Annotated in this window: 15 protein-coding genes and 1 pseudogene; 7 read left to right on the forward strand and 9 right to left on the reverse strand. The window is 63.6% G+C overall.

The genetic code is table 11. The features are described from left to right. Positions 1-2,376: a xanthine dehydrogenase family protein molybdopterin-binding subunit gene (locus QKW60_RS00910; RefSeq protein WP_282365741.1), complete on the reverse strand. Its 2,376-nt coding sequence runs from the start codon at positions 2,374-2,376 to the stop codon at positions 1-3. 13 nt (positions 2,377-2,389) lie between these two features. Continuing rightward, positions 2,390-2,875, reverse strand: a complete 486-nt coding sequence (locus QKW60_RS00915) for a (2Fe-2S)-binding protein (RefSeq protein WP_282365742.1) — start codon at positions 2,873-2,875, stop codon at positions 2,390-2,392. Between the two features lie 166 nt (positions 2,876-3,041). Here QKW60_RS00915 and QKW60_RS00920 point away from each other — a divergent pair, with 166 nt between their 5' ends. The 4 genes and pseudogenes from QKW60_RS00920 (at position 3,042) to QKW60_RS00935 (ending at position 4,870) form a co-directional block, all read left to right on the forward strand. Then, entirely contained in the window at positions 3,042-3,359 is a 318-nt protein-coding gene (locus tag QKW60_RS00920) for an ArsR/SmtB family transcription factor (protein ID WP_282365743.1), read from the forward strand. Continuing rightward, positions 3,352-3,786 carry an SRPBCC family protein gene (locus QKW60_RS00925; protein ID WP_282365744.1) on the forward strand — a complete coding sequence of 145 codons (435 nt, stop codon included), beginning with the start codon at positions 3,352-3,354 and terminating at the stop codon, positions 3,784-3,786. The genes QKW60_RS00920 and QKW60_RS00925 overlap by 8 nt, the downstream gene beginning before the upstream one ends. Positions 3,787-3,796: 10 nt before the next feature. Then, positions 3,797-4,488, forward strand: a pseudogene (locus QKW60_RS00930) (DUF899 domain-containing protein). Between the two features lie 13 nt (positions 4,489-4,501). Beyond that, positions 4,502-4,870 carry a DUF1761 domain-containing protein gene (locus tag QKW60_RS00935; protein WP_282365745.1) on the forward strand — a complete coding sequence of 123 codons (369 nt, stop codon included), beginning with the start codon at positions 4,502-4,504 and terminating at the stop codon, positions 4,868-4,870. On the opposite strand, the gene QKW60_RS00940 is transcribed toward QKW60_RS00935, so the two are convergent. The 6 genes from QKW60_RS00940 to QKW60_RS00965 all read right to left on the reverse strand — a co-directional run bounded on the left by QKW60_RS00940 (position 4,842) and on the right by QKW60_RS00965 (position 11,859). Continuing rightward, a complete protein-coding gene (locus QKW60_RS00940; RefSeq protein ID WP_282365746.1) occupies positions 4,842-5,915 on the reverse strand; it encodes a molybdopterin-binding protein in 1,074 nt (357 codons plus the stop codon). The two genes, QKW60_RS00935 and QKW60_RS00940, sit on opposite strands and share 29 nt — an antisense overlap. After that, the gene (locus tag QKW60_RS00945) at positions 5,912-6,886 is read right to left on the reverse strand and encodes an XdhC family protein (protein WP_282365747.1); all 975 of its coding nucleotides are present in this window, start codon (positions 6,884-6,886) and stop codon (positions 5,912-5,914) included. Before QKW60_RS00945 ends, QKW60_RS00940 begins: the two co-directional genes overlap by 4 nt. A 172-nt stretch (positions 6,887-7,058) precedes the next feature. Continuing rightward, the gene (locus tag QKW60_RS00950; RefSeq protein WP_282365748.1) at positions 7,059-7,532 is read right to left on the reverse strand and encodes a DUF1203 domain-containing protein; all 474 of its coding nucleotides are present in this window, start codon (positions 7,530-7,532) and stop codon (positions 7,059-7,061) included. Positions 7,533-7,616: 84 nt separating this feature from the next. Further along, on the reverse strand, positions 7,617-9,551 hold the full coding sequence (locus tag QKW60_RS00955; protein ID WP_282365749.1) for an OmpA family protein: 1,935 nt from the start codon (positions 9,549-9,551) through the stop codon (positions 7,617-7,619). Between the two features lie 100 nt (positions 9,552-9,651). Continuing rightward, positions 9,652-10,911, reverse strand: coding sequence for a vWA domain-containing protein (locus tag QKW60_RS00960; RefSeq protein ID WP_282365751.1), 1,260 nt, complete (start codon positions 10,909-10,911; stop codon positions 9,652-9,654). A gap of 72 nt (positions 10,912-10,983) precedes the next feature. Beyond that, entirely contained in the window at positions 10,984-11,859 is an 876-nt protein-coding gene (locus tag QKW60_RS00965) for an AAA family ATPase (RefSeq protein WP_282366841.1), read from the reverse strand. A 209-nt stretch (positions 11,860-12,068) separates the two neighbouring features. On the opposite strand from QKW60_RS00965, the gene QKW60_RS00970 reads away from it, so the two are divergent. The 3 genes from QKW60_RS00970 to QKW60_RS00980 all read left to right on the forward strand — a co-directional run bounded on the left by QKW60_RS00970 (position 12,069) and on the right by QKW60_RS00980 (position 15,206). After that, positions 12,069-12,692: a LysE family translocator gene (locus QKW60_RS00970; RefSeq protein ID WP_282365754.1), complete on the forward strand. Its 624-nt coding sequence runs from the start codon at positions 12,069-12,071 to the stop codon at positions 12,690-12,692. A gap of 6 nt (positions 12,693-12,698) precedes the next feature. Then, positions 12,699-13,940: an MFS transporter gene (locus QKW60_RS00975; protein ID WP_282365756.1), complete on the forward strand. Its 1,242-nt coding sequence runs from the start codon at positions 12,699-12,701 to the stop codon at positions 13,938-13,940. A gap of 327 nt (positions 13,941-14,267) precedes the next feature. Beyond that, on the forward strand, positions 14,268-15,206 hold the full coding sequence (locus QKW60_RS00980) for a phosphoadenosine phosphosulfate reductase (RefSeq protein ID WP_282365758.1): 939 nt from the start codon (positions 14,268-14,270) through the stop codon (positions 15,204-15,206). Positions 15,207-15,216: 10 nt separating this feature from the next. Here the strand turns inward: QKW60_RS00980 and QKW60_RS00985 are convergent, their stop codons facing one another. Further along, positions 15,217-15,519, reverse strand: a complete 303-nt coding sequence (locus QKW60_RS00985) for a hypothetical protein (RefSeq protein ID WP_282365759.1) — start codon at positions 15,517-15,519, stop codon at positions 15,217-15,219. Between the last annotated feature and the right edge of the window lie 34 nt (positions 15,520-15,553).

A 15,553-nucleotide genomic window follows, 5' to 3' on the forward strand; every position in this document is an offset into this window, starting at 1 on the left:
TCAGCCCTGCATCGCCGCCCAGACCCGCGAGGGGCTGACTGGCATGTCGATATGATCCACCTTGTGCCCGCCGCGCTGAAGCGCGTCGATCACGGCATTGACGACCGCAGGCGGCGACCCGATGGCCCCCGCCTCGCCACAGCCTTTCACGCCGAGCGGGTTGTGGGTACAGGGCGTCTGGCAGGAATGGTCCACATTGTAGAACGGCACATCATCGGCGCGCGGCATGGCGTAGTCCATGTAGGACCCGCTCAGTAGCTGGCCATTGCCGTCATAGGATGTGTTTTCGCACAAAGCCTGACCGATCCCCTGCCCGACGCCGCCATGGACCTGGCCCTCGACGATCATCGGGTTCATGACATTGCCGAAATCGTCGGCGCAGTGGAAAGCCGCGACCTCGACCTTGCCGGTGTCGGGATCGACCTCCACCTCGCAGATATAGGCGCCTGCCGGATAGGTGAAGTTGGCAGGATCGTAAAAGGCGGTTTCCTCCAGCCCCGGTTCCAGCGTCTCCAGCGGGTAGTTGTGCGGCACATAGGCCGAAAACGCGATCTCGCCGAAGGTTTTGGCCTTGTCGGTCCCCGCCACGCTGAAGCTGCCGTTTTCGAAGGTGATGTCCTCCTCGGCGGCTTCCAGCATATGGGCGGCGATCTTCTTGCCCTTTGCGATGATCTTGTCGACCGCCCGGTTCATGGCCGAGCCGCAGACCGCGAGAGATCGTGAGCCATAGGAACCCATGCCAAACGGGATCTTCGATGTGTCGCCATGAACGATTTCAACCGAACTTTCCGGGATACCCAGTTTCTCGGCCACGATCTGAGCGAAGACGGTTTCATGCCCCTGACCATGGCTGTGCGCGCCGGTCATCACACTGATATTGCCGGTCGCGTTCACCCGCACGGTTGCTGCGTCGTAAAGCCCGACACGAGAGCCGAGCACACCGACGAGATGCGACGGCGCGATGCCGCAGGCCTCGATCCAGGTCGACAGCCCCATGCCGCGCAGCTTGCCCTTGGCGGCAGAGGCCGCACGGCGCGCCTCGAACCCCGCCACGTCCGCCATCTGCATCGCCTTGTCGAGCGTGGCATGATAGTCGCCCGTGTCGTAGGCAAGGCCCACGGGCGTCGTGTAGGGGAACATGTCCTTGGTCAACAGGTTCTTGCGCCGCACCTCGAACGGATCAAGCCCCAGTTCGCGGCACATCTTGTCGACAACCCGCTCCAGCGAGAAGGTCGCCTCGGGCCGTCCGGCACCGCGATAGGCATCGACCGGTGCGGTATTGGTGAAGACCGTCTTCACGTTCACATAGACATTGGGCACCTTGTAGGGCCCTGCCATAAGTGTGCCATGCAGGAAGGTCGGCGTCACGGTCGCGAAGTTCGACAGATACGCCCCGACATTGGCCATCGTCTCGGTCCTGAAGGCGATGAAGGTGCCGTCCTTTTCGCAGGCCAGTTCGATCTTCGTCACATGGTCGCGGCCATGGGCGTCCGACAGGAAGCTTTCCGACCGTTCCGCCGTCCAGCGCACCGGCCGGGCGAGCTTTTTCGCCGCCGCCAGCACGAGCGCTTCCTCACCGTAATGGTAGATCTTCGATCCGAAGCCGCCACCCACATCGGGCGCAACCACGGTCAGCTTGTTCTCCGGGATACCCAGCACGAAAGCCGCCACCAGAAGACGCGTCAGGTGCGGGTTCTGGCTCGTCGTGGTCAGCTTGTAGTCGCCGGTGCCGGGGAAATACTCGCCAATCGACGCGCGCGGTTCCATCGCGTTCGGCACCAGCCGGTTGTTCACCAGTTCCAGCGTCGTGACATGCGGCGCGTTTTTGATCGCCTCATCCACCGCTGCGCGGTTGTCCTCGATCCAGCCCCAGTCGTAGCACTGGTTGTCGGGGATCTCGTCATGGACGCGGTTCGATGCATCGGCGAGCGCCGCGCCCATGTCGATGATCGCGGGCAATTCCTCGATCTCGGTATCGCCGGCCAGCTGTTCAGCCGCATCCTTCGCCTGGGCGTAGGTCTCAGCCACCACGGCGGCATAGGCGTCACCGACATGGCGCACCTTGCCATGGGCCAGGACCGGGCGCTTCGGTTCGCGCATCGGCTCGCCGTTGCGCGAGTTGATCAGCCAGCCCGCCGGATTGCCGCCGACATCCTTGAAATCCTCGCCGGTAAAGACGGCAAGGACGCCCGGCATCCCTGCCGCAGCGGACGTGTCAATCTTCACGATGCGGCCATGCGCCACCTCGGAGCGGACAAAAACCGCATGGGCCTGTCCATGCAGGTTCAGGTCGTCGGTATAGACCCCTTTCCCGGTGAGGAAGCGGATATCTTCGCGGCGCTTGGAACTGGCGCCAATCCCGTGATCTTTCGGCATGTTATCCCCTCCCTTACTCGGCCGCGATCTTCGACACGTCCTGACCGGACGCGGCGAGGACCGCCTTGACGATGTTGTGATACCCGGTGCAGCGGCAGATATTGCCCTCAAGGTAATGCCGCACGTCGGCCTCGGAGGGCTTCGGGTTCTCGGCCAGAAGGGCCGCCGCCGACATCACCATGCCCGGTGTGCAGAAACCGCATTGCAGCCCGTGATGATCCTGAAACGCCTGCTGGATGGTCCCGAGCGAGCCATCGGCGTTTGCCATCCCCTCAATCGTGCGCACAGCTGACCCGGACGCATCCGCCGCGAACATGGTGCAGGATTTCACCGCTTTGCCGTCGACATGCACCACACAGGCGCCGCACTGGCTCGTGTCACAGCCCACATGCGTTCCGGTCAGCCCCAGCCCCTCGCGCAAGAAGGACGACAACAGCGTCCGCCCCTCAACCTCACCGGACACGGCTTTCCCGTTCACGGTCATCGTGACCTTCGTCATCAAGTCCTCCCTGAATTCTTGCTTTTCGCCACTTAAGCACGGCTTTCGGATTCTGAGAACACCGCATTTCAAATGATTTTTTGTGATTACGTCATTCTACTTTTTGGTTGACTGATAGCATCGATCAACCTTATTCATCCATATGGTTGAACGAGAATCGACACCTTTGACCGATATCCTGAAAGCCGCGAGCGATCCGACGCGGCGGTCTATCCTGACGCTGCTCGCGCAGGACGGCCCGACCCGCGTCACCGAAATCGCGGCCCGCTTCGAGAAGAGCCTCAATGCCGTCTCAAAGCACATCAAAGTACTGGAAGCCGCCGGACTCGTCAGCCGCCGCACCGCCTGGCGCGAACACATCATTGAGGTTCGCATGGAACCCCTGGTCGAAATCGACCGCTGGTTCCGCGACCTTCGGTCGATCTGGGAGATGCGGCTCGATGCCCTTGAATCGCTGCTAACCGAGGAGAACGACAATGACTGATGCTGCCACCGACCTCCGCCTTACCGTTTCACGCCTTATCAAGGCGGATGCAAAACGCATCTACGACGCGTGGCTTGACCCCGCGATGCTGTCGCGCTTCATGCGCCCCGAGGCCGATGTGACAATCCCGAAGGCGACCAACGACCCCCGCGTCGGCGGTCGTTTCGATATCCTCATGCAGGCGGGCGACAAACAGATCCCTCATGCCGGGACCTACCTGGACCTGACCCCACATGAGCGGATCGTGTTCACCTGGGAATCGCCCTTTTCCACCGACGGATCGACCGTAACCGTGACCTTCGAACCCGAGGCGGGCGGTACGAGGGTGACATTGACCCATGTGAAATTCCTCTCGGAAGAGATGAAAAACAATCACGAAAAGGGCTGGGGCGAGATTCTTGTCGCGCTCGCCGCGGAATTCACCTGAGGACGCGATAATGATCACCGACCGCAACACTTGGCTGAACGCCCGTCTGGACCTTCTGGACGCCGAAAAGGCCCATATGCGCGCGGGCGATGCACTTGCCGCCCGCCGCCGCGCCTTGCCGAAAGTTAGAATAGACAAGACTTACCGCTTCTCCGGCGAGGACGGCCTTGTCACGCTCTCCGACCTCTTCGGCCCGCATTCGCAGCTGTTGATCTACCACTTCATGTTCGGCGCGGATTGGGAACAGGGCTGTCCGAGTTGTTCCTTCTGGGCCGATAACTTCGACGGTATCGACGCTCATCTCGCCGCCCGCAACACGGCCCTTGCTGCGTTTCGACCGCCTCCTATGACAGGCTTGCCGTCTATCGCACCCGGATGGGCTGGCGCTTTCGCTGGGTTTCGGCGGCAGGAAGTGACTTCAACGCCGATTTTAACGTCAGCTTTACGCCACAGGCGCTTGAAACCAAAAGCAATGTCTACAACTACCGCAAAGGCGGGTTCGGCGGGGCCGAAGCCCCCGGCCTCAGCGTGTTTGAGCGCATGGAGGACGGTTCGATCCTCCACAGCTACTCGACTTATGGCCGCGGGCTGGAAGCCTTCAACGGCGCCTATCACCTTCTGGATCTGACACCAAAGGGCCGGGACGAAGGTGACCTCGACTGGACGATGCAGTGGGTGCGCCGTCACGATCAATACGCCTGAAGGGAGGTGGCAGATGGAACCGCTCAACTGGCCCGCCGTGATCGTCGGCACGATATTGGCCTTCGGCCTCGGCATGCTTTGGTTTGGCCCGGTATTCGGTAAGGCCTGGGCACGGGGCACCCACGGCATCATCCCACCCGACCGGCCGCCCCTCGCCGCGATGACGCTGCAATTCGCGGGCACGTTCCTGCTTGCACTGGTGATCGGAACTACGGCCCAGACCCACGCACTCGGCACTGCCATCGCGGTCCTTCTGGTGGTGGCCATACTGCAACTCGCGGGCGGGCTCTTCAGCCAGAAATCAGTCGCCGCTGCACTCATCGACGGCGGCTACATCCTTGCAATGGGCTCGATCATGATCCTTGCACAGGGCCTGCTCTGACCCGCCCCTTCGTCTTGCCCTGAATACTCCCGCTGGAGGCATCCCGGCCGCGCCGCACCTCTCGCGGCTGGGGCCGGATCGGGATTTCCTTCAAAAGCCCCCCGACCCCCATCGCCGCGATGTCGTCATCCGTCACCTCCAGCCCGCAGGCGAGCCGTTCAAGCACCCAATCGGCCCCGTTGAGCGCGGGCGAGCGGGCGCAGCCCGGCAGGCCGATCACCGGCCGACCGTTCAGCGTGCCGTGAAAGAGGAGGTTCCCTGGATCGACCGGCATCCCGAACCGCGCCACGCTGCCCCCCGCGCGCCGCACCGCCTCGGGGGCGACGTCATGGAGGTCAGAAGTCGCGGCCCCGGTCAAGATCAGAGCCATCTCTCCCGACAGCCGCCCGAGCGCTTCGGCGACATCGGCAACCGCATGACGCGCCACCACCACCTCAGCCAAATCCATCCCGAGCGCCCTGAGCCGCCCAGCGACCGCCTCGCGTCCCTTCTCGGCCAGCTTATCGCCGGCAGACTCCGTCAGGATCAGCCCCGCCGAGCGCCGCATAACCGGCAGCACCCGCACCGCCCCTGATGCGACCCGGCAGGCCGCCTCCAGCGCCGTACCGGCCACGGCATAGGCAATGACCTTCACCGTGCCGACCAACATCCGCTCGGTGACCCGGGTAAAGGGCGCAAGCACAGCCAGTGTCAGCGTGGGGTCGACACGGTTCAGCGCATGGATCGCGTCCACATCCATGTCGACGATCCCCGGACCCACCGCATGCAGATTGACCCGCCCGGCATGGGGCACCGTAAGACGCAGCCCGGCTGCATCCGGATCGGGCACCAGTGCGGCAGCCAGCCGCACCGCAGCCGCATCTTCACCGACATCATCCGGGTCGAGCCGCGCAACGGTAACCTCGGTAATTCCTTCGGCGGCAATGACCGCCAAATCGGCCGCCGTCAGCACACGTCCCTTGCCCAGCTTGCGCCCGCCGACCATCAGCGAATGGGCCAGCACTGCACCCTCGGCCGCGTTTAGGGCAACCGGCCCGAACCTCATGCCCCCCGCCTCAGCACCTGGGTAATCTCCGCCATGATCGAGACCGCGATTTCGGCGGGCGATTTCGCCCCGATATCAGCGCCGACAGGCGCATGGATACGGGCGATCTCGGTGGCGGAGAACCCCGCCTCCTCCAGCCGCGCCACACGCTTGGCATGGGTCCGGGTGGATCCGAGGCAGCCGAGATAGAAGACGTCGGACCGCAGGGCCGCCACGATCGCCGGATCGTCGAGTTTTGGGTCATGGGTCAGCGTCACGACCGCAGTCCGCTGGTCGAGCCCGACCGCCGCCATCGCCTCGTCCGGCCAGTCATGGCTGATCACTTCGCCCGGAAACCGCGCATCGGACCCAAACGCCTCGCGCGGGTCGATCAGGACGGGATCATAACCGCAGGCGCGCGCCATCGGCAAAAGCGCCTGAGCGATATGGACCGCACCAACCACGATCATGCGTAAGGGCGGGTTGTGGATATGGACGAACTCGTCGCCCTCGACACCCGACTTGTCCGACCGGAATCTTTCGGCAAAGCCCCCCTCGCGCGGCTCCAGCCGCCGCGCTGAGCCGTCCAAATGAACGACATAGGCAACCGGCAGCCGCCCGGCCCGTGCCATAACGATATCGGACAGCATCTCTTCGGGCAGGACGGAACCGACGGGTTCCACCAGAACCCGTATCTGACCACCGCAGGCGAGGCCCACCGCGAAGGCGTCATCGTCGCTGACACCGAAAGTCAGAACCCTAGATTTGCCATCGGCCAAAGCCGCCCCGGCTTCTTCCACCACCGCGCCCTCGACACAGCCGCCCGAGACCGAGCCCATCATCTCGCCCGCGCCGGAGACGGCGAGTTGCGATCCGACCGGGCGTGGTGCCGAACCCCAGGTCTCGATTACCGTGGCCAAAACCGCCCCCTGCCCGGCGCGATGCCAGTCGAGCGCGATTTCGGGAATTCTGTCGTGTTCGGCGCGATCCATAGCCTTTCCTCCCGGCCTCAATATGGCCCCGCGCCCGACGCCCCGCCAGTGGCAAAACTCAACATCCCGTCTTCTTCTTGGTACAAATACTCCCGCACGAGGCACCTGAGCCCCCTTTCGCAAGAAAGGGGGCGAGGCAGGGAAATGGCCCCGGGACGGGGCCTCAATCAGGTCACGCCGCGCGCCGGATGCGGAGCTGGAAGCAATTGTTGCGCGCCGACCTGACATCGACAAAGGCTATACTCGGACTGGACAGAATCTCGGCCGCATAAGCCTCGATCTCTCCATTCGGTACGACCTTCCCGGTCCCGTAGACGATCCGGTGTTCCGCCGAATAGCCTTTCAGAAGAAAATCCGGGCTGCCGGAAAGGATCGCGGGAACACCTTCGCCTTCAAACGCCCTACAGTCCTCTTCACACAGAAAGATCGGACCGCATTCGGCATAGGCCTGTAATTCGGGAAAGGGTCGATGTGCGAGGATGAGGTATTCGGCACCCGCGGGCACATGGTTCAGGCAGTGCCGGCAGGGCGTACCGTGCCCTTCCGAGATCGCACCTCGTTCGGCGGGCTGACCGTTTGCGTCGGGTCCGCCCGTACGCAGGGCATGGACCAGGTCGCTGTCCATCGGCTCGTATTTCAGTTTCATCGGGACCTCCGTTTCAGACTTCCCGATGAAAATGGGCCGCGCGGGACATCCCACGCGACCCGAAGCTTGCGCATTGCTCAGGGATCAGTTCTCGGCCTGCCGCAGAAGGTCGGTGATCCGCCGCACGCTCGCCCGCCGATTGGCGCGTTCGGCATCCTGCGTGTCGATCTTCAGGAACCCTTCGCCGTAACCCTGCACGACCATGTTTTCCGGCGGCACCGCGAAATATTCCGTCAACGCCAGCGCCACCGATTCCGCGCGCCGGTCAGACAAAGCGAGGTTGTAGGCTGCCGAGCCAACGGCATCGGTATGGCCTTCGATCAGGAAGACTTCGCTCGGATCATCAGCAACATAGGACTGGATCAGCCGCCCGAGACGCGCGAGCGACTTCGCCTGATCGGGCCTGATCGCCGCCGAGCCCGTCTCAAACGTGATCGCGTCAAGATCGATCACGGGCACCAGCGCCCGGACCTCGGCGATGTCGCGCACCTGCGCGAGCGAGAAACGCCGGTCGAGAACCGCCTGCTGCTCAAGAGCTGCGCGCAGGGCATCCTCGTCGGCGTCGGAGGTAAAGACGGGCTGCACGGCAGGCGGAGGCAGTTCGGAAACCACAACCGGCGCAACCATGGCGGTGTCGTCGATCAGGAGCGTCTCGGTCCCATCGACGGCCACATGGGCCCGCCGCAGCACGCGGTATTCCGCATCGCGGATCGTCACGATCTTCGAGCCGTCCGCCCGCGTCACCGTCGTCCGGGTGGAGCCGTCGTTGAAGGTCTCCGTGCGAACGGTCGATCCCGGCTGACGCAGAAGCGCGTTGTCATCCTTGATGATCTGATACGACCCGTCCTCGCGCGTCACCACAACCCGGTCGCCGGAGTTCAGTTCTACCTTGCGGTTGTTCGACAGAAGCGCACCGACCGCAACCGCGCCAAGACCAAGCAGGATCGCCTTCTCGCCTTTGGAAAGGCCGTCGTCATCCTTCTTCGCCACCGTCGCAGGTGCTGCGGCGGTCTCGTTGACCTTGTTGGCGAAATCTTCGTCCGAGGAGCGTGCGGTTTCCTCCGTCACCACTTCCTCGGTCACGGTGGCCTCGGCCTCAGCTTCCTCAGTGATCTCGGTCGCGGCGGCGACGGGCGCCTCGCCCGAGGCTGCGTCGGGCTGAACCGGCAGGTCCGGTACAACTTCGGGTTCGGCCGAGGTCTCTACCGTCTGCTCGGCAACGGCGGTCTCTTCCGGTGTTGGCTGCTCGGCGGGGGCCTCCTCGACTGCCGTCTCGTCGGTGGCGCCCGTCTCTGCGGCCGGTTCCCCGGTGGCGTCGCCGGATTGGGCCGCCAGCGCTTCAGCGAGGGACGCATCATCCGTCGTTGACTCGCTTGCCACGCCTTCAGCGCCGGGGGCCGTATCCTCGACCGCCGTTTGCTCCGCAGCACCGGTTTCGGCGGCCAGTGCCTCGGCGAGCGCAGCTTCGTCGGTAGCAGAATCGGTGTTCGCTTCGGCCGGTGCGGTTTCCGTCACGACCTGCTCGGTCGGGGTTTCTTCGGCAGGAGCAACCTCGTCCGCGGGGGCGACCTCTTCGACCACTTCTTCCGGCGCGGTCTCTTCGGTCGCAGCGGGTTCGGCGTCTGCGGCCTCAGCCGGTTCCGATTCAGGCACGATCGCTGCTTCCGCCAGGGCGGCCCTCTCGGCCTCTGCCCCGGCCCGCATGGTCGCCAGAACCTCAACCATGTCCGGCTTCACGCCCGCTGCCACGCCCTCAGCGCAGGGCAGTTGCGCGCCGTCGGCACAGATCATCGCCTCCCGCGGCACGGCAAAGACGCCGCCAGCACAGGGCAGTTCCGCCCCGTCCTCACAGATCATATCCGACGAGGGCAGTTCCGGCACACCGGTCATACAGGGGACATCGCTGCCATCGGCGCACATGAACTGCGGCAAGGATGATTCCTGCGCCCTGACCGGCAGCGGCAGGGCAAGCGAAACGCTGGTAATCAGCGCGGTGGTCGTGTTCCAGGTGCGGCGCATTGGCCAATCTCCCACTGGTTACATCTATGTGTCGTGGATTAATGCACGAAGGCGGGTCCGAGTTCCCTTCACGCTCCGGCAATGAAACGTGAACAGGCGTCTATCCGCCGATAAGTCGCATCAGACGTTGTTTTTCTCCGCCGTCGCGGGACGCTGCGATTACCGCGCCCAGCGCCTCCAGCGAGGCGACCGAATGCCCGGCACGGAAACTATCGACATGCGGCAGCATGGCCGCAATACCCCGCGCCTTCGGAACGAAACCATCCCAACGCAGCAAGGGATTGACCCAGATCAGGCGGCGCGCGGACAGGTGGAGCCTTTCCATTTCCCGCGCAAGATCGGCGGCGGGGTCACGGTCGAGCCCGTCCGAGATCAAGAGCACAACTGCCCCCTGCCCCATCACCCGGCGCGACCAGTCGCGGTTGAATTCATGCAGGCAGGCGCCGATCCTTGTGCCGCCTTGCCAATCCTGCGCCTCGGCCCCGGCGGCGGCGAGGGCTGCATCAACATCGCGCTTGGCCAGATGCCGGGTGATGTTCGTCAACCGCGTGCCGAAGGTGAAGGCATGCACCTTCGCCCATCCCGCGCCCTTCCGGTTTGCCACGACATGAAGGAAATGCAGCACCATGCGGCTGTAGTTCGACATGGAGCCGGAGATGTCGCACAGGACCACCAGATTGGGCCAGCGTTCGCGCCTGGCCTTCATCGACAGGTCACGGAACTCGCCACCACGGCGGATCGCCGCGCGCATGGTCCGTCGCCAGTCGGCCAGCGCCCCGAGCATGGCAGGCCTCGTGCGGCGCGAGACGAGCGGTTTCACCGGCAGCGAAAGCCGCGCGATCATGCGTTTCGCCTCGGCGATCTCGGCCACCGACATCTGTTCGAAATCGAGCGTTTTCAGACGTTCCTCGGCCGACGTGGTGGCGGTGGCGTCAATCTCGATCTCTGTCTCGCCGTCATCTTCTCGCGAAACTTCGGGCAGATCACGGTGGGCGCCATCCAGCAGTGCCTCTGCCGCGCGTTTCTCGGCCGGTCTGGCAAGCCGCTCCTCCTGCACGCCGTGGATCGCGGGCAGCATCAGGCTTATCATGTGTTCCAGATAACGCGGATCGCGCCAGTAGAGCCGGAAGACCTGAGCAAAGACCGCGCGATCTTCGGGGCGGGATACGAAGGAGGCGTGAAGAACCCAGTAGAAATCCTGTCGGTCGGTAAATCCAGCCGCCTCGACCGCACGGATCGCGTCGATCACGCGACCGGGACCGACCTTCAGCCCCGCCTTGCGGAGCGCGCGGGCGAAATGGGTGATATTGGCGGCAAGCTTGCCGTCTTCGGGGATATCGAGTGGCAAGACCTCAGCCATATGTCGGCACGCGGGGGCGCTGCCCCCGCACCCCCGGAGTATTTTCAGACAGAAAGTGGAACGAGAAACACATCACTGTGCCGGGGTAAGCTCGGCGCGGACCTCATCCAGCAGCTTCTTGGCAGGTGATCCGGCGATCTTCTGGATGTCGTCTTGGTACTTTAGGATCGCGCCCAGCGTATCGGCGATGACTTCGGGGCTGAGAGCGATCACATCGAGCGCAAGCAGGCATTTTGCCCAGTCAATCGTTTCGGCCACCCCGGGTTTCTTGAACAGATCCTCACCGCGCAGTTTCTGCACGAAGGCCACCACTTCACGGCTGAGTGTTTCGGTCGCCTCGGGCGCGCGGGCATGGACGATCTCCATCTCGCGTCCGAATGTCGGATAATCGACCCAGTGATAGAGGCAGCGGCGCTTCAGCGCATCATGCACCTCGCGTGTGCGGTTCGAGGTGAGGATGACGATGGGCGGCTCAGGGGCCTTGATCGTGCCAAGTTCAGGCACCGTGACCTGAAAATCCGAAAGCGCCTCCAAAAGGAAAGCCTCGAAGGGTTCGTCGGTGCGGTCCAGTTCGTCGATGAGCAAGACCGGCGCGCCACCGGGCTGGGGCCGCATCGCCGCCAGAAGCGGGCGTTCGATGAGATAGTCCTCGGTAAAAAGCTCGGTCCGAAGGGCGTCGCGGTCGGCAGTCCCTCCGGCTTCCGCGGTCCGGATCGCGATCATCTGGGCCGCAAAATTCCAGTCGCAGACCGCCGAGGCCGCGTCGAGGCCTTCGTAGCATTGCAGCCTGATCAAACGCCGCCCGAGTCCCTTGGCGATCGCCTTGGCAATCTCGGTCTTGCCGACCCCGGCCTCCCCTTCCAGAAAGAGCGGTCGACCGAGTTTCAGCGCCAGGAAAACCACGGTGGCGAGCGGACGGGCGGCGATATAGTCCTGCCCTGCAAGCATGGTTTCAACGGCGTCTATTGTGGCGGGGATGGCGGTCACGTCGGGCTCCTTTGCGGCGCGGCCATGCTGATGGGCCGCCGGGGCGCGGTCAAGTGGCGACCTCGGGCGGGGACGTGCGACCAATGGACCGGAAAGGGTCAGACGGCAATTGACAGTCTGGCGGTGGCATGGCTCGGTGCAGTCACAGACTGCTAGGCGGGAGAATGCGCATGTCGATCGAATTGTGGCTGACCTTCGTGGCGGCGTCGTCGGTTCTGCTGATCATTCCCGGACCAACCATCATGCTGGTCCTGACCTATGCGCTGACACAGGGGCGCCGAGTGGCGCTGGCCACTGTCGCAGGCGTGGCACTGGGCGATTTCGTCGCGATGACTGCGTCGCTCGCCGGGCTCGGCGCGCTCGTCCTGGCCTCAGCCACACTCTTCACGGTGCTGAAATGGGTCGGTGCCGCCTATCTGGTCTGGCTTGGCATCAAGCTTTGGCGCACCCGCCCGACCGGAGGGCTTGGCATCGACACCGAGGCGGATCTGCCTGCGCGCGGGGTCTTTGGCCATGCCGCCGCCGTCACCGCGCTCAATCCCAAATCCATCGCCTTCTTCATCGCCTTCGTGCCGCAGTTCCTGCGCCCCGAAGCGGCTCTCGCCCCGCAATTCGCGATCCTCATCGCGACTTTCGTGACGCTCGCGGCGCTGAACGCGCTGGCCTACGCCTTGCTGGCCGACCGGATGCGGGCACGGATCAGGCGGCCGGAAACGCGGCTGTGGCTGAACCGGGGGGGCGGTACGGCGCTGATCGGCATGGGTGTACTGACCGCCGCCCTGCGCCGGGCCTGACCCGATATGGATTTCTTTACTCCCCTCGCCCACAGGGGCTTCGCCCGGCTCTTCGCGGCGCAGGTCACCGCGCTTCTTGGCACCGGCCTGTTAACCATCGCGCTGGCGCTTCTGGCCTATGATCTGGCCGGGGCGCAGGGCGGGCTGGTGCTTGGTTTCGCGCTGACCCTGAAGATGGTCGCCTATGTCACGCTGGCACCTGTGGCAAACGCGGTTCTCGGCGGCCTGCCGAGGCGCGAATTACTGGTAGCGCTCGATCTCGTCCGGGCGGGCGTTGCGCTTATCCTGCCCTTTGTCACCGAGATCTGGCAGATCTACGCCCTCATCTTCGTGCTGCAGTCAGCCTCTGCGGCGTTCACGCCGACCTTTCAGGCCACCATTCCCGACATCCTGCCCGACGAAAGGACCTATACCCGTGCTCTGTCGCTGTCGCGGCTCGCGCAGGATGTCGAAAACATCGCAAGCCCGGCGCTGGCTGCAGTGCTTCTGATGCTCGTCTCGAGCAACACGCTTTTCTTCGGTACCGCGCTCGGCTTTCTCGGCTCCGCCGCGCTCGTCTGGTGGGCGAACCCGCCGCGCCCTGCCAAACGGGCCGAGGCCAGCACCCAGCGGCGGATCTTCACCGGGATAGAGACATATCTTGCCACGCCACGCCTGCGCGGGCTTCTGGCGCTCACGCTTGCGGCAGCGGCGGGCGGCGCGATGATGATCGTCAATACCGCCGTGATCGTGGGGGACCTGTTCGGGCGCGGCGAGGCCGACGTCGCCGTCGCGATGGCGGTGTTCGGGGCCGGATCGGCACTGGCCGCGATCCTGCTGCCGCGCGTGCTGGACCACCTGCCCGACCGGCCGGTCATGCTGGCCGGCGCGGGCGGGCTTTCGGTGGCGCTGATCTTCGGGGCCATTGTCCTTGCCCTCGCTCCTGCCTTCGGGCCCGAGACTTGGGGCCTTTACATAATCTGGATGGTGGCAAGCGGTTTTCTCTATTCGGCAATCCTCACGCCGACCGGCCGACTGCTGCGCCGCTCGGCCGAGGCGTCGGAACGTCCCGCGCTCTTTGCCGCGCATTTCGCCCTGTCCCATGGCTGCTGGCTCATCACCTATCCGCTTGCGGGGTGGTTGGGCGCATGGGCTGGGATGACGACGGCTTCGGTCATGCTGGGGTTGCTGGCGGCAGGTGCAGTGCTGGCTGCAAAGAGTCTCTGGCCACGGACCGCTGCAACGGCGGACATCGCAGGTGACATTTGACCACAACGGTCAGGAAACTATCCTTATAAGTGATCGGCCTGATTAAATATTCTACGTATGATTGATTTCAGTATCTCTGCGGAATACGCGCTGAAGATCAGCGCCGATTCTTTTCCGGCGCTACTCAACACTCAGACGACCAGAACGGACGGGAAACAGATTCAAAACGCATCGCTAAATTGCCGCGACCGTAGAAACAGTTGTTCCGGAAATTATTAACAAAATCAGCATTTCCCCTACGTAAACCTTGCCTGAAAAGCCGTTCAGCCGCCATATCGAATCATTGGTGGGGTGACTGTAGTGGCTTTTCCTAGTGACGGAACTCATATGAGTGATTCCCGGACCGAGTCGCATGCCGACTGGGTTGGACGGCTGCGCACTCTTGGAGACGGGGCCGGTTTTTTCAAAAAACTCGGTGCTTCTCACGCCGCCATTTTCACGGATAACGGTCCGACGCTGCTCGTGACATTCGAGACGATTAACGACATCAACAGGCTCAATGCTGATGAACTGCCGCTTGGTTATCATGTAGCGCGCGATCGCGGCTGGTCACATCTGTGCATCGTGGCCAAAAGCGACACCTGGTATCGCGACCCCTACGTCTTTGCGCTGTTTGACCGGCTCGATGACGGCGGTTTCTTTGATCAGTTCGACAATGTCGTCTTCTATGGCGCAGGAATGGCAGGCTATGCGGCGGCGGCCTTCTCGGTCGTGGCGCCAGGGGCTGTCGTGATCGCGGTGCAGCCTCAGGCAACACTCGACCCGCGCGTGGCGGGTTGGGACCCGCGTTTCCCGCATATGTGGCGCACATCTTTCACCGACCGCTACGGATTTGCGCCGAACATGATCGAAGGCGCGAGTGCGGCCTTCATCATCTACGACCCGGAACAGAATCTCGACGCGATGCACGCGGCTCTTTTCGTGCGCCCGCATGTCACGCTGCTGCCTTGCCGAAATCTCGGCCGCGATATCGGACAGTCACTGGTCGAGATGCGGATTCTGCCCTCTGTCCTCGCGGCTGCGGGCACCAAGAGCTTTGACGAACGTCTGTTCCGCATCTTCTACCGGGCACGCCGCAACTACCGGCCCTATCTGGAAAGCCTTTTCCGCAAGCTGACCGCCGACGGCCGCATCTACCTTGCAGCCTTGCTGAGCCGCAATGCAGCCATCCGGCTGAACGCACCCGAATTCCGGTCCCGGTCGGCGCAACTGGAACAGGACCTTGCCGTCGCAGGCCTGCGCCTGCCAGCCCCTCACAAAAAATGACCGACCGCCGTCAGCAGCGATAGGCGACCGCGTGGAGTTGATATATCTCTACGCCCGGCGATACCGGATCGAAGACGATCGTGTTCGCCCCGGCCTCACGCGCATCTGCCAGGATACGGTTGCGCGCATATTTGACGGCCGGACCGGCCAGCACACCGTACGCACCGGGGGTGGAGCGAATATCGGTGACATAGGTGCAGGTTGCGACCTCTGCAGGTGACGCCTCACGCACACCGGACACGCCGGTAAAGCCGGGATCCTGTGTGCAGGCCGCGAGCGGTATCAGAAAAACAAGCGGGACGATGGGTTTCATGGCACGCCTCAAGACCGGGCATCATACTGTGCCC

Origin of the sequence: Albidovulum aestuarii, assembly GCF_029961185.1 — a bacterium.
GTDB classification, from domain to species: Bacteria; Pseudomonadota; Alphaproteobacteria; order Rhodobacterales; family Rhodobacteraceae; genus Albidovulum; species Albidovulum aestuarii.